Source organism: Marinobacter persicus (assembly GCF_002934325.1).
GTDB lineage: Bacteria > Pseudomonadota > Gammaproteobacteria > Pseudomonadales > Oleiphilaceae > Marinobacter > Marinobacter persicus_A.
Genome location: NZ_PTIV01000016.1, coordinates 35414 through 49025, shown reverse-complemented (window position 1 = coordinate 49025; position 13612 = coordinate 35414). Strand labels below are relative to the sequence as shown.

General features: G+C 56.5%; 12 protein-coding genes and 1 riboswitch. Of the genes, 6 read left to right on the top strand and 6 right to left on the bottom strand.

Features of this window, described 5'->3' with window-relative positions:
• Window positions 1-18: 18 nt before the first annotated feature.
• The 5 genes from BY454_RS09865 to BY454_RS09845 form a co-directional block, all read right to left on the bottom strand.
• On the bottom strand, window positions 19-651 hold the full coding sequence (locus tag BY454_RS09865; RefSeq protein WP_104417324.1) for a TetR family transcriptional regulator: 633 nt from the start codon (window positions 649-651) through the stop codon (window positions 19-21).
• Between the two features lie 72 nt (window positions 652-723).
• Window positions 724-1791 (bottom strand): putative urea ABC transporter substrate-binding protein, encoded by a 1068-nt coding sequence (locus BY454_RS09860; RefSeq protein ID WP_104417323.1) that lies wholly within the window; start codon window positions 1789-1791, stop codon window positions 724-726.
• 53 nt (window positions 1792-1844) lie between these two features.
• Complete coding sequence (gene uca / locus BY454_RS09855) at window positions 1845-5477, bottom strand: urea carboxylase (RefSeq protein WP_104417322.1); 3633 nt, start codon at window positions 5475-5477, stop codon at window positions 1845-1847.
• Window positions 5468-6106, bottom strand: coding sequence for an urea amidolyase associated protein UAAP2 (locus tag BY454_RS09850; RefSeq protein WP_104417321.1), 639 nt, complete (start codon window positions 6104-6106; stop codon window positions 5468-5470). The genes uca and BY454_RS09850 overlap by 10 nt, the downstream gene beginning before the upstream one ends.
• Before the next feature lie 12 nt (window positions 6107-6118).
• The gene (locus BY454_RS09845; protein ID WP_104417320.1) at window positions 6119-6844 is read right to left on the bottom strand and encodes an urea amidolyase associated protein UAAP1; all 726 of its coding nucleotides are present in this window, start codon (window positions 6842-6844) and stop codon (window positions 6119-6121) included.
• Window positions 6845-6902: 58 nt separating this feature from the next.
• Window positions 6903-7008: riboswitch (guanidine-I (ykkC/yxkD leader) on the bottom strand.
• A gap of 549 nt (window positions 7009-7557) precedes the next feature.
• Between BY454_RS09845 and BY454_RS17050 the strand changes: the two genes are divergently transcribed.
• Window positions 7558-8136: a HigA family addiction module antitoxin gene (locus BY454_RS17050; RefSeq protein WP_258075619.1), complete on the top strand. Its 579-nt coding sequence runs from the start codon at window positions 7558-7560 to the stop codon at window positions 8134-8136.
• Between the two features lie 43 nt (window positions 8137-8179).
• Here BY454_RS17050 and BY454_RS09830 read toward each other — a convergent pair whose 3' ends face one another.
• Entirely contained in the window at window positions 8180-10402 is a 2223-nt protein-coding gene (locus BY454_RS09830; RefSeq protein ID WP_258075618.1) for a TOTE conflict system archaeo-eukaryotic primase domain-containing protein, read from the bottom strand.
• Between the two features lie 533 nt (window positions 10403-10935).
• On the opposite strand from BY454_RS09830, the gene BY454_RS09825 reads away from it, so the two are divergent.
• From BY454_RS09825 to BY454_RS16880, 5 genes are all read left to right on the top strand, one after another.
• Window positions 10936-11784 (top strand): hypothetical protein, encoded by an 849-nt coding sequence (locus BY454_RS09825; protein WP_104417167.1) that lies wholly within the window; start codon window positions 10936-10938, stop codon window positions 11782-11784.
• Entirely contained in the window at window positions 11777-12190 is a 414-nt protein-coding gene (locus BY454_RS09820) for a hypothetical protein (protein ID WP_104417166.1), read from the top strand. The genes BY454_RS09825 and BY454_RS09820 overlap by 8 nt, the downstream gene beginning before the upstream one ends.
• A 70-nt stretch (window positions 12191-12260) precedes the next feature.
• A complete protein-coding gene (locus BY454_RS09815; protein WP_104417165.1) occupies window positions 12261-12650 on the top strand; it encodes a hypothetical protein in 390 nt (129 codons plus the stop codon).
• A 120-nt stretch (window positions 12651-12770) separates the two neighbouring features.
• The gene (locus BY454_RS09810) at window positions 12771-13400 is read left to right on the top strand and encodes a recombinase family protein (RefSeq protein WP_104417164.1); all 630 of its coding nucleotides are present in this window, start codon (window positions 12771-12773) and stop codon (window positions 13398-13400) included.
• 41 nt (window positions 13401-13441) lie between these two features.
• Entirely contained in the window at window positions 13442-13597 is a 156-nt protein-coding gene (locus tag BY454_RS16880) for a hypothetical protein (RefSeq protein WP_165794771.1), read from the top strand.
• Window positions 13598-13612 lie beyond the last annotated feature (15 nt).

Below are 13612 nucleotides of genomic sequence, written 5' to 3'. Positions count from 1 at the left end.
CTGAACAGGGCCGGGAGGCTATGCGCTTCCCGTGCCTGTCGACGCACTCCCCAGCAGATGCCGGAACTGGCGCTGGAAAAACGGGATCTGTTGTTTCAGTGAAAACAACCCGGGCGCAAACAGCCAGGTCTGGGTGATCCCCATCAGGAAGGTGTAACACAGCAGCCCCAGGTCCTCGGGCTGCTCATGGCTCTTCAACTGGCCCTGCTCCAGGGCCTTGCCCGCCAGATCGCCAAACAGCGCCACAATCGAGCCCGTCAGCTCCCGCTCCCGTTTCAGGGTCCGGCTCATGGCGTCGGTCAGTTCGGTCTTGTTGAGCAGGATTTCGAACGACTGCCGGTAACGCCGGTCGTTGGCCAGCAACGACAGCCATTGCTCAAGGAAATGTTCCATGGCCGCCACCGGCCGGTCGGCCATGTTCCGGCATTCCTCCACCAACGCTTCCAGGGGCTCCTGGGAATAGGCCAGCACCGCTTCGTACAGGTCGTCCTTGTTCTGGAAGTGCCAGTAGATCGGTCCACGACTGCAGCCGGCTTCCCTGGCGATGCGGCTCAGGGTGGTCAGCGAATAGCCGTCCCGGCTGAACAGCGTGAGAGCCGCTTCCAGTACCGTCTGGCGGGTTTTCTCGGCCTCTTCCTTGGTTCGACGCATTGTATTTTTCTCGTAAAAAAAGGGCACGACTATCGTGCCCTCAGGTTCCCAACGAAACAAGTTGTGGATAAATCAGATCTCGCCGTCGGCGGCCATCTGCATGTAGTCATCGTTGAAGCGCAGTTTCACGTTACCGGTGTTCCCCATGACGGTGCCGTCCGGAAACTCGATACCGACGAAATCCGGGCTCATGGCGCCCTGCCCCAGCAGGCCCTTGTCGAAGGAGAACTGGCGCACGCTGTCCATGGCCTCAAAGGCCTGCTCACTGTTGATGAAATCCACTGACATCTGTGGCTCCCAGAACATTTTCATACCCGCCAGCTGGGCTTCGTAGCCAGCCTGGTCGGTGCCGGACAGCTCACCCAGGTGGGCCCGGGCTTCCTGGCCCTTCTCGCTGTCGGACTCGAGGATGCTCATGGTTTCATACCAGGCGCCCACGAGCGCCTTGCCCAGCTTGGGGTTGTCTTCCAGGGTTTCGGTGCTGACCAGGGTCAGGTCCTTGATGTGACCCGGAATCTGGCTGGAATCGAACAGCTTGGTGGCACCGGGATAGGCTTCCACTTCGCTCAGCAGCGGGTTCCAGGTGGCCACGTGGCGCACGTCGTCGGTCTGGAAGGCTGAAACCAGGTCGGCGTCGGAGATGTTGACCACGTCCAGATCCCGCTCACTCAGGCCCACGCTTTCCAGCGCCCGGGCCAGCAGGTAGTGGGACACCGACAGCTCCACCAGGTGCACGGTTTCGCCGTCCAGCTCTTCGATGGAGGTGGCGTCCTTGGACACCAGGCCGTCGTTGCCGTTGGAGTAGTCACCGACGATCAGGGCGGTGGTGTCCAGGCCGGAGGCCGCCGGGATCGACAGGCCGTCCATGCTGGTGGCCACCACGCCGTCAAACTGGCCGGCGGTGTACTGGTTGATGGATTCGATGTAGTCGTTCACCTGCACGATATCCACCTCGATATCGTACTTGTCGGCCCATTTTTTCATGATGCCGCTGTCTTCGGCGTACTGCCAGGGCACCCAGCCGGCGTAGATGGTCCAGGCGATGCTGAACGAGTCTTTTTCCTCGGCCATCGCGGCGGGGGACAGGGCGGCCGCCAGCACACCGGCGACCAGGGGTTTACACAGGTTACGTGTTTTCATGGCTTCTCTCCTCGGGCATGGCCCGTCTGGTCATCACTGATTGGTTTCAAGTGTCAGCTTGTGAGTTCTTCGACGATCACCACCGGCGCTCCCGGGGCGACGGCCTGACCGGCCTCCCGCCGGACTTCGATCACCTTGCCCGCCACCGGACTCAGCAATTCGATTTCCATCTTCATGGATTCCACCACCGCCACCGGGCGCTGGGCCTCAATCATGTCGCCGGGTTTCACCAGGCATTCCCAGACGCTGCCCGCAACATGGCTTTCCACCGCGTGCTGGCCCGCCGGCAGGTTGGCCGGGTCGTCCTCGCCGGTGTCCTCGATGGGGGATTCGGCACTGAAGTTGATCTGCCCGGATTCGATCCAGCGCTGCAGTTCCTCGTCAAAGGCCTGCTTGCGATGGTGGGTGAAGTCCTCGATGTCGCTCTGGTTGTCGGCCAGGAACTGCTCGTAGTCCTTCAGGTTGAAGCGGGTTTCCTCCACCTGGATCGGGTAATCGCCGTTGGGGAAATCCCGGCGGATCTGCTGCAATTCCTTGGCGCTGACTTCGTAAAAACGAATCTGGTCAAAGAAGCGCAGCAACCACGGCTGGCCCGGCTGGAAGTATTCGGTGGTGCGATACCGGTTCCACATCTGCAGGGTGCGGCCAACAAACTGGTAGCCGCCCGGCCCTTCCATGCCGTAGATGCACAGGTAAGCGCCGCCGATACCCACGGAATTTTCGGCCGTCCAAGTACGGGCCGGGTTGTACTTGGTGGTCACCAGACGGTGGCGCGGGTCCAGGGGTGTGGCCACCGGCGCGCCCAGGTAGACATCGCCCAGGCCCATCACCAGGTAGCTGGCGTCGAACACGGTCTTCTTGACCTCGTCGATGCTCTCCAGGCCGTTGATGCGGCGAATGAATTCCAGGTTGCTCGGGCACCAGGGCGCGTCCTTGCGCACCGACTGCATGTACTTGTTGATGGCCTGCTGACAGGCCTCGTCGTCCCAGGACAGGGGCAGGTGAACAATCCGGGCCGGCACGTCCCACTCCGGCTGTTGCTCCAGTTCCTTTTCGGCGCGAATCAGCAGGTCCAGCAGATCGCGCTGATCCAGTTGCTGGCTATCGTAGTGCACCTGCAGGGAACGAATGCCCGGAGTCAGCTCCAGAATCGCCGGGTGGGCCTGCTCCCGCAGCCAGAGCATCAGGGCGTGGGCCCGGAAGCGCAGGCGGATGTCCAGCTCCATGTCGCCGTATTCCACCAGCACGTAGTTATCGCCGGCGGCCCGGTAGACCACGCCGGTTTCGTGTTCCTCGGTGTTCAGGGCATCCAGAACCGGGGTTACCGGCTGGACCGGGGTAATCCGGGCACTGGCACCGGTCAGGGTGGCAATGGATTCATCCAGCGCCTGGCGCAGGACCACGGCCTGCTCCTGGCTCACCGGCACAAAGCGGACTTTGTCCCCGGCCTTCAGCTGGCCGAGTTTCCACAGATCAGCACTGACCACGGTTACCGGACACACGAAGCCGCCGAGGCTGGGGCCGTCGGGGCCCAGGATTACCGGCATGTCCCCGGTGAAATCCACGGTGCCCACGGCGTAGGCGTTGTCGTGGATGTTGGAGGGGTGCATTCCGGCCTCCCCACCATCACTGCGGGCCCATTCGGGTTTCGGTCCAATCAGGCGCACACCGGTGCGGCTGGAGTTGTAGTGAATCTCCCACTCGCTGTCGAAAAAGGTCCGGATGTCCTGCTCGGTGAAATAGTCCGGCGCGCCATGGGGGCCATAGGTCACGTGCAGGTCCCAGGTCTTGCCGATGGCCGGTTTCAGGTCGTTGGGGAGCGTTTCGGTGCTCGCTGACTCTGGCTCTGCTTCTGCCAGTGCCAGCACATCCCCGGCCCGCAAGGCCCGGCCACAATGACCGCCAAACTGGCCCAGGGTGAAGGTGCTGCAGGAGGTCAGGTATTCCGGGCAGTCAAGGCCACCACGGAACAGAACGTAGGCCCGGGCGCCATCGGCGGTGGTGGCACCCAGCTTCAGGGTGGCGCCGGCCGGTACATTCACAACCTGCCAGAACTTCACCGGCTGGTCGTCCAGGGTGGCGTCCAGCTGGGCGCCGGTCAGCACGATCTGGGTGGCCCGGTTGAATTGCAACACCGGCCCTTTCAGGGTGATTTCCAGGCCCGGCGCCCCTTCAGGATTGCCCAGCAGACGATTGCCCAGACGGAACGAGTAGCTGTCAAAGGGTCCGGAAGGCGGAACCCCGATTTCCCAATAGCCGATACGGCCCGGGTAGTCCTGAATCGTGGTCAGCGTGCCCCCCGTAAGCACATCCACGGTGGCGGGCCGGTAGTCGAATTCATTGAGGGTGCGGGTAAACAGGCGCCCTTCAACAAAACGCGGGTCGGCCAGCACCTGCTGTACGTAGGCCAGGTTGGTTTCGATGCCATACAGCCGGCTGTCGCCCAGGGCGCTCAGCAGATGGGTACGAGCGGATTCCCGCTCGGCTTCGTGGACAATCACCTTGGCCAGCATGGGGTCGAACAGCGGCGAGACTTCGGTGCCAGGCTGAATCCAGGTATCGATGCGAAGGCCGTCGTCTTCGGGCCAATCCACGTTGGTGAGCAATCCCGCACCGGGCTGGAAATCCTTGTTCGGGTCCTCGGCGTAGATGCGGGCCTGAATGGCGTGGCCGGCTGGGTTCAGATGGCGACTCAGTTCCGCAAGATCTGCCAGGGTACCCATGCCCAGTTCCACCATCCAGCGAACCAGATCAACGTTGTACACCTCTTCGGTGACACCGTGTTCCACCTGCAGGCGGGTGTTCACTTCCAGGAAGTAGAATTCGCCATTGTCCGGGTCGTAGATAAATTCCACGGTACCGGCGCTGCGATAGGCGATGCTCTCTCCCAGCTGGCGGGCGGTGGCGTGCATCCTCGCACGCACGTCATCGGTGAGACCCGGCGCCGGCGCTTCCTCGATCACCTTCTGGTTGCGTCGCTGGGCGGAGCAGTCCCGCTCGCCCAGGGCCAGTACCTGCCCCTGACCGTCGCCAAACAACTGGACTTCGATGTGACGGGCGTGTTCCACAAACTTTTCCAGGAACACGCCGCTGTTGCTGAAGTTGTTCTGGCTCAGGCGCTGCACCGATTCAAAACTCTTTTCCAGATCCTCGGCGCTGTAGCACCGGGACATGCCAATGCCGCCGCCACCGGCGGTACTTTTCAGCATCACCGGGTAACCAATGTGGCTGGCCGCCGCGAGCGCGTCGTCCAGATCGGTCAGCAGCTCCGTACCCGGCAATAACGGAACACCGGCTTCTTTGGCCAGGGCACGGGCGGTGTGCTTGAGCCCGAACTGCTCCATCTGCTCCGGAGTTGGCCCGAGGAACACCACGCCTTCGGCCTCACAACGGCGGGCGAAATCCGCGTTCTCGCTGAGAAAGCCGTAACCTGGGTGAATGGCACCGGCGCCGCTCTGGCGTACCACTTCAAACAGTTTGTCCTGATCGAGGTAAGTCTGGGCCGGGGTGCCCTCACCCAGCGGCCAGGCTTCGTCGGCCTGGCGCACATGCAGGGAGTCGGTATCGGCCTCGGCGTAGACAACCACCGAGGTAATGCCCAGGGTGCGCAGCGTGCGAATCACGCGACAGGCAATGGCACCCCGATTGGCGATCAGTACCTTCTCGACGGGTCGGTTCAGCTCCATACCAGCACCTCGATCGGCGTGGGGTTCCAGCCGTTACAGGGGTTGTTGAGCTGTGGACAGTTGGAAATCATCACCAGAACGTCCATCCTCGCTTCCAGTTCCACGTATTTGCCGGCATCGGAAATACCGTTGGCAAAGGTGAGTCCGCCATCAGCCGTGACCGGTACGTTCATGAAAAAGTTGATGTTGTGGGTGATGTCCCGTTTGCCCATGCCCAGTTCTTCGTGTTCGGTGACCGCCACCAGCCAGCTGTCGCGGCAGGCGTGCATGCATTTTTTCTCCAGCGCGTACCGGGTGGTGTTGCTCTCCGCCGCGCAGGCACCGCCCAGGGTGTCGTGTCGGCCGCAGGTATCGGCGGTGATTTCCAGCATCGGGTTGTTTTCCGAGGACATCAGTACGGAGCCGGCGGTCAGATAGACATTGCCCTGCTCGCGGATAGTGTCCATTACGCTGTAGCGCTCTGTGGGGTTGTGGGCGTTGTAGAACAGGGTGTCGGCGGCCTGGTTACCTTCCAGATCGAGAATCCGCACGGTCTCGCCCGCCTTCACCACTTTCAGGAAATACTCGCCCGCCGGAACGGTCTCCCGGAAGCTTGCGTTCTCGGGGTTCAATTCGCTTGCTTTGATCATGTCCGGCCTCCCTTACTGGAACGAGTGGTACAGGGCGTTATTGGCGAAGGCACGGGTGGCCTCCGGCGACGAGGTCTTGCAGGGGTCGGCATCGGTGACCGGCGCCGCCTTGAAGAGCTGGTAACGCACGGGGTGGCTGGGGTAATCACTGGCCGGATTCATCGGATGCGGGCAGGTGTGCAGTACCACGATGGTGTCCATCTCGAACCGCAGGTCGACGGTGGCGCCGGCGTGGGAGTGGTTTTCGGCGAAGGCCATGTTGCCTTGGTCGTCGGTCTGCACCTTGCTGAACCAGTTCAGGTTGGCGGTGAGGTCTTTCTTGCCGAGCCCGTATTTGGCCAGTTCATTCAGAAAACTGCTGATGCCGTTGCGGTGGTAGTGGTTGTGGGCCTGTTGATAAGTCTTCCGGCCCCAACGCTGTTCCACCAGCTCGGCGTTGCAGGTACCGCTGACGGTGTCGTGCCAGCCCAGGTCGTCATGGATGATTGAAGCGAACACGCGCCCCATGTCGGACATGAGCACGTGGCCCCGGGTCAGCAGAAAAGTATGCTGGTTTTTCAGGGTGTCCGGCATATTGTACCGCTCGAGGGGGTTCTCGGGGTTGTACATCAACATGCCAACGTTAGCGCCACCGTTCTCGTCAATCAGTCGCAGCACGTGGCCGCGACGCATGATGAAGGACCAGTGGGATCCGCCGGGAATCAGATCGTCGTAGAGGGGAGCTGCCGTTTCTAACATGGCCTTTTCCTCCTGGCTGGGCGTTTCAAAAAAACGAGAGGCGTCAGTAACTGAACGATCCTCCCGGGCTTTTGTCCCGCCGTGTAGCCTTGGAAAAGGCCGTCAACTCTCGGACCAGTCATCTGCCTCGGAAAAGGCAGATCGGAACCCTAGTCGACCATTTGTCAGATTGTCGCGCTTTGATTGTGGTTTCAGTCACCAACGTCTCGCTGCGTGACACTACCCAATCAAGGTCTGTGCCATTTTAATTCAACAGGCTGATTTTAAAGGGATACTGGTAACAGGAAGGGAAAACCGGAGGTTGAGGCCGGCGGGCGTACTGCCCGCCGTTGGTGCGAGTGATCCGATACTGTGCACTTGTGCGCGGTTTATTTGCCGATGCAGAATGTATAAAATACTTTAAAAACATGAGCTTATGAAACTATTGGAGCACCATTGGAGTGCTGAAATTTGCGAAAAAAGTGTAAATATTGGCAAATTTCCTCTTCATCGGCTCCTGACGACCCATTTTAGAACTGGGATAAGTGGGAAACTGGGAGCCTTGTATACGCTTTTATCTCTATGAAATCAGCGCCTTGAGATCGCTCTTTCAGCCCCTTTTTCCGAACAAAATTATAGTAACATCGTTTTCTAAACGGATCCGTTCTCATTTTGAATGAACTTGACGCACAACATTGTTGTGCATAAAATGATTAAAAAGCGATCAGATAACTATGGCGGTTGAATTCAGGGATACGTGGCTGGAGGTTTTTTACGAACAAGACCAAAGTCATAAGAAAATACCCAGCACTATTGAAAGCGCCCTCTTTAGAAAGATTCAGATTCTGGATGCCGCAACGCAGGAGTCAGACTTGAGGATTCCACCGGGTAATCGTTTTGAACATTTGCAAGGAAACCTGTCTGGATGGCACCGCCCAAGATACATATCTAGACCCGCATGTTTACAAGGGCTAGAGGAGGTTATGGTAATGAGGAATACAAAACGTCGGCCAGTGACCGTTGGCGAAATGCTGGTCACCGAGTTTCTGGAGCCGATGAACATCGAAATCAGTGAACTTGCCGAAGCAATGGGTGTGCACAGAAATACACTCAGTCGGATTGCGCATGACAAAGGCACGCTGACAGCACCCATGGCAATCAAACTCGCAGCGGCTTTGGGGAATACGCCGGAGTTCTGGCTGAATATTCAGCACGCAGTTGAGTTATGGGACGTCCGTCATCGTGCCTATGAACAAGAAGCTAAGAACGTGAGACGCGTAAAGCCCCACGAGTTACCTCTGAAGCAGGCCTGAAGCACATTTCGTTTCAGCCATGTTTCCCCTTTCTTTGGAAAGTTTACAGTAGCCGTGTTTGCGGCTCGGATTGGGCAAACTGGTATCCCATCGCCTTATAACCTTTCTCGCGCTTTCGGAACATGCGTTCAAGCATTGGCAGACTGTTGTCCAGGTAGTCGTACACAGTGACTTCCTGCTTGCCGTCGACGTCCCGGTGAATCCTGCCAGCATACTGCGACAGCGTTCCTTTCCAGGCTATGGGCAGGGCTAGAAACAAAGTGTCGAGCCGAGGCAAGTCAAAGCCTTCTCCAATGTATTTCCCGGTTGCAACAATAACCTGAGCTTCGTGTAGCTGCGATTCGACACCCCGGCGCTCTTTGACGCGCATCCCGCCGCGCAACACAACCAACGATATAGACTCAGCTTCCAACAATGTTGCCAGCGTCTCGGCGTGCTCTCGTCGTTCGGTCAGCAAAAGACAGTTGGCCCCGTTTTGTACGCAGTGTACGACATCCTGAACAATATCCTGATTCCGGGCGTTGCTTTGGGCGAGCCAACGGTAAACCGATGCTATGTGTGGTCGTTCACCATTATTCTGAAAGATGTCCGTCGGTGGCGTTTCATGACGTTCTCGAACAATGACACGCTGGACAAACTTAGACCCATGGTCAGCCCTGACTTTGTGACGAACGGGTCCCGCGACCATAAACATGATTTTTTGGTGGCCATCCTGACGGTCAGGCGTTGCGGTGAGGCCTACAACATATCGGGCGCTGACTTCGTTAAGCAGCATTTCATAACGGGGAGCTGAAATGTGATGGCATTCATCGATGATGACTTGCCCGTATTCTCGGATCTTGCTTGAGACCGTATTATCTTTCTTGTTGATCAGGCTTTGATAGGTGGCAACGTCGATCTGACCGGTAGGTTTCTTTTTGCCGCCGCCAATCACACCTACGGAGGCACCCTCAATAAAGGTCTCCAGGCGCTCCTTCCATTGATCCAGTAACTGACGACTGTGAGTGAGGATCAGCGTGTTTACCTGCCGCTTGGCGACAATGCCAATAGCGGTTACGGTTTTGCCGAAAGCGGTCGGAGCATGAAGTATTCCGGTATCGTGATCGGCAAGCGCCGTCACAGCCTTTTTCTGATCACGACGCAGCGTTGCTTTCAGGCTGACTTCCGGCAGCAACTGGCCGGGCATTCTGCGGTCATCGATTTCTACTGTTATTCCCTGTTCGTGCAACAATGCCTGAAGATCATCAAAACAGCCTCTCGGTACCGAGATATAACCTTGCTCAATCCGGGCACATGATATGTAACGAGGGATGCCATGAGTTGAAAATCGAAGTGCCTGGGTTTTGAAAAATACTGGATTGGCAAAGCTCGCCATGCGCTTTATTCGTGCCGCCAGTGTCCCTGGTATGTCTGACAACTTCATATAAATGTGATTGGCCAGGGTAAGCGTGATGCTCTCGGGACATCCTGAAATTATCCCTGTATCGACCGGTAAAGCTTGTTCCCACGGCAACGCAACTTCTGCTATCGCATCGGAATCAGGCTCATTTCCAACGATATCTCGAAGCTGAGCCGGCGAAACGGTCTTTTGCTGACTAAGTAGCGCCCACTGATCCGGATACGGGGTTAGCTTATCGTCGACGAATACAGTACATCCACGACTTCGCGCCTCATGCTGAAGCGGAAGGGCAATCAAATTGCCAAATCCACCATCGGGCATCGTATCCTGGTTGGGGAATAGCCGGTCATACGAATCGAAGGACAGGCCCGGGTGACGTTCCATGGCTTTGTCCAGCAGCTTGAACCCCAAAGCCCTCGCGGACCAGGCTGGAACAGCGTCCGAAAAGAAGACCCATAGGTGGGCACCCGCACCGGACCGGGAGATCTCTACAAGATAAGGGACACCTTCATCACGACAAGCCTGGGCCAGCGCACGAACATCTGCTCTCCAGTCCTCCTTATCAAAATCTACAGCCAGCAGATAACAGGAACTGTCCGGCAACAATGGGTATAACCCTGCTACATGCTTGCCGGACAGGTGGTCATACACTGCACTGAAATCCAGAGGCTTGAACTTTTTGTGAGGGCACTCGCTACATTTGATCCGGGGTTTCTGACAGATGCCCTGTACCCACTCATTTGCACAGGCGACAGCATAACCGGAACGTCCATTCGAGCTACTTTCCCAGCGAACCGCATAGACATCCTGTCGGCCGCGAAAGAGCTCCCGAAATAACTCAGCTTTTTGATTGGGAGTCAATTGCATTGATGTGGGTGATTGTGCAGCTCGCTGAAGCTCGTTCCTCCGGGAAAGTAAGGCTACTTTTTCCTTCTCAAGCTCAGATAACCTCAATGCAATGGCCGCAAGCTCTTCTTCTACTTGGATAAATGCCTCCCAACGCTAAATCAGTCAACCACAATAATCTTTCTTTGAATATTTGACTGATCCTATCAGATATAGATTTCTAATCAGTAAAACAAATGACCGCGTTTTCTTACCAGTAAACAGCCGGAGTCAATAAGAATGGCCCCGCGACCTTGGTTCCGGGTCATCCAGAATAGCACCTGCTACCGCCGTCAGAGTAATTGCGGCGACGCTTTCCATAGGTAACCTCTGCTGATCAAAAATACCATTTTCTTTTATAGCCAATGATATGCATGCCCCGCCAACTTTTCGCTACGTCCGGTTTTGAACTTTGTTGTTTTAGTACAAACTATTGATTTAAAAGAATTATTTTTAGTTTTCCTCTTGCATATTCTCAACCTCATGAGAATATTTAATGAAAGCAGGAGGACATAATGAAAAGATTAGCACCCTTAACTACGGCAATATTGGCCGCTGCCCTGGCTGGCTGCGCGGCCACCCCACGAGTTTACAATCAGGAAGAGTCTCGGGCTTTAAACCTGGCGAGAGCCGGTGGCATCTACGATATGGACTTGCGGGATTCTGGGGATGGCACTCGCTCCTACAGTAAAGGCATGTTGGTGCCATTACTGGATCTCGCCAGCCTGGCGACTTCATTCGATGCACCGCTTCGACATCTCTCAGGTAACCAGACGTTTTTGTTCAACGCTACTGACATCATGATGACTCCAGACAATCCGTCGGCGAGACCAAGCCTGATGGGATGGATGCCAGCGTCTATGGCCAGTTCGGAGGCTCAGGCCTATGAGCAGTATGTGGATCTGGTGGACCAGGCCATCCGAGTAGCTGCCAATGATATGGCGTTGAGGGCCACCAAACTCAGTAACGTGGAGACGCCCGAGATTGACGGCCATCCACTGGTGCTTTGGTCGATTGAAAGCGCTGAGCATGGATGTGGTGTGAATCAATGTGTGGTTGCCTACAACATCAAAACTCCGAATCGCTGGAAGTCACCGCTCTACGTGGAAGGTACTGGACCTGAAAGCTTCAACATCGCGGCCAATCATCCAGAGAATTACTCTCGCCTCATTTTCCGGCAGTCAGGTGAACAACAAAGCTTCCCTGTGGACGAGTTCTACCGCACGGTCAGTGGTGCCTTACCATCCTGGATGGTGATGTATTTTCCTCCCGGCACCGTCGTCCAGGATGGCGAACCGCTGCCGTACCCAGTGCTTTACGAGCAGGGCCAGCGACTGATGTTCAAGGAGCCAGATCATGAGTGACTGGCATGATGAACTTGAGTTCGCGCTGTTGCCGCTTGAAGACGCCAAAATCGATAGCAACTGCATGACCTCTGTGATCAGCAATGCTCTGAGTGAGCAAGGCATCTTCCATCAATGTCGTATCGGATACGCAGAGGACCGACTGAGCCGAATGGCCACCGCTCCCCATTGCTGGATCGAGCTCGAACAGGGCTGGTGTATCGATCTCCGGCTCAGACAGTGGCTGGGCGATGAGGACGACCTCCCTCACGGTGTATTCCAGCCATCCAGCTACCCCAGAGTTCGATACCAAGGCACTGCGTGGCTGGTTTCACGCCTGGACACGGAGGATTTGAGGGCGATGACAAATGATGCCTACAGCAAGGTGAAACTGCCATGGCTAGCCGGGCAAGCCGCTGCGGCCTGACGCCGGGCAAAACTTGCATTTTCTCAGGTTCTGGTAGCTTCGAAGTAAAGAGCTATCGGGGGCTGAAACCATGGTGAGAGTAACAAAAATAGTAGTAGTGGGGCTCGCCGGGATCGGCTTTGTGGAGCTCGTCTTTAGTGGCGTCGATGCAGCGCTTTACGCATGGTATCTATTGTTCTTGCTCTGGGTGGTCGTACTGCTTATTCGTTTCGCAATGGCCGCAGTCGATGCTTACAAGACGGTTTTCGCCAAGGGACTCGATGGGCAAATGACGTTTCCTGAATTCGAGAAAAAGATGGCGTCGTTTAGTCGAGGCGGTGGTAGGGAAGAAAACGGTCCAAGCAGCACGACAACCTCCGATACCGGGAGTCAAGAAGGCGCAGGCGATCTCTTCGATGACTTCAGAGTCAATCCGATCCTCCGAGAGGATGATCCGTTCGGGGAGTTTTTCGACTCTTGAGGTGGTTCCTGATGGGTACACATCAGGGGAACCAACTGCTCAGGCCGCTTACCATGACAAGTAACCATTTAAAACAGACCGGCCAAACGGAACCACTTATAACAGACTGAGGAGGCATGAATGTTTATACGCGCCTATTTGAGAGCATCGACCCAGGAACAAAATGCCGAGCGGGCCAAAGCATCGCTAATCCAGTTTGCCGAGCAACACGGTCAGCGCATTGCTGCCTTTTATACCGAGAACGTCTCCGGTGCCACATTGCATCGTCCCGAACTGATGCGACTGATTGCCGAATCTGGTGAAGGTGACATTGTGCTGGTAGAGCAGATAGACCGGCTTGCCCGCCTTAAACAGCAGGACTGGGATACGCTCAAACAGAAGCTGGCAGCCAAGCGGTTGGCGATTGTCTCGCCCGAGTTACCAACGAGTTGGCTGGCTCTGGACAAGAAAGACGACACCGGCTTTACCGAATCTATCTTGCAGGCGGTCAACAGCATGATGCTCGACATGTTGGCAGCGGTAGCCCGGAAAGACTATGAGGACAGACGTCGCCGACAGAATCAAGGGATCAACAAGGCTCGCAGCGAGGGTAAGTATCAGGGGCGTCAACCTGATCTGAAGAGGCGGCAACACATCGCCAGTTTACTGCGCACTGGCCATAGCTATAACGAAATCCAGGACATCCTGGGTTGTTCGCGCCATCTGATTGCCTCTGTCGCAAAGGAACAAAAGCAGTCAGGTGCAGCATAGGCTGCAATTTGCAATCAAAGAACGAAAACAGGAGAACTCACATGATCGATATGTTCGTCACACTCATTGCTTTCCTCGGCTTTGTCGCCGTTATCCTGGCGATCTGCGGCATCACATACCTGAATGCTGACAAGCTGGAAGCATTTCTCAACCGGAAGCTTAAAGCACGCCGCCAGATCGATAAAAATTCCAGATAATCTGGGGTAAACGGC

Excerpts from the sequence above, each read along its gene's own strand:
- BY454_RS09865 (WP_104417324.1), bottom strand. The coding sequence starts at position 651 with ATGCGTCGAACCAAGGAAGAGGCCGAGAAAACCCGCCAGACGGTACTG.
- BY454_RS09860 (WP_104417323.1), bottom strand. The coding sequence starts at position 1,791 with ATGAAAACACGTAACCTGTGTAAACCCCTGGTCGCCGGTGTGCTGGCG.
- uca (WP_104417322.1), bottom strand. The coding sequence starts at position 5,477 with ATGGAGCTGAACCGACCCGTCGAGAAGGTACTGATCGCCAATCGGGGT.
- BY454_RS09850 (WP_104417321.1), bottom strand. The coding sequence starts at position 6,106 with ATGATCAAAGCAAGCGAATTGAACCCCGAGAACGCAAGCTTCCGGGAG.
- BY454_RS09845 (WP_104417320.1), bottom strand. The coding sequence starts at position 6,844 with ATGTTAGAAACGGCAGCTCCCCTCTACGACGATCTGATTCCCGGCGGA.
- BY454_RS17050 (WP_258075619.1), top strand. The coding sequence starts at position 7,558 with ATGGCGGTTGAATTCAGGGATACGTGGCTGGAGGTTTTTTACGAACAA.
- BY454_RS09830 (WP_258075618.1), bottom strand. The coding sequence starts at position 10,402 with ATGCAATTGACTCCCAATCAAAAAGCTGAGTTATTTCGGGAGCTCTTT.
- BY454_RS09825 (WP_104417167.1), top strand. The coding sequence starts at position 10,936 with ATGAAAAGATTAGCACCCTTAACTACGGCAATATTGGCCGCTGCCCTG.
- BY454_RS09820 (WP_104417166.1), top strand. The coding sequence starts at position 11,777 with ATGAGTGACTGGCATGATGAACTTGAGTTCGCGCTGTTGCCGCTTGAA.
- BY454_RS09815 (WP_104417165.1), top strand. The coding sequence starts at position 12,261 with ATGGTGAGAGTAACAAAAATAGTAGTAGTGGGGCTCGCCGGGATCGGC.
- BY454_RS09810 (WP_104417164.1), top strand. The coding sequence starts at position 12,771 with ATGTTTATACGCGCCTATTTGAGAGCATCGACCCAGGAACAAAATGCC.
- BY454_RS16880 (WP_165794771.1), top strand. The coding sequence starts at position 13,442 with ATGATCGATATGTTCGTCACACTCATTGCTTTCCTCGGCTTTGTCGCC.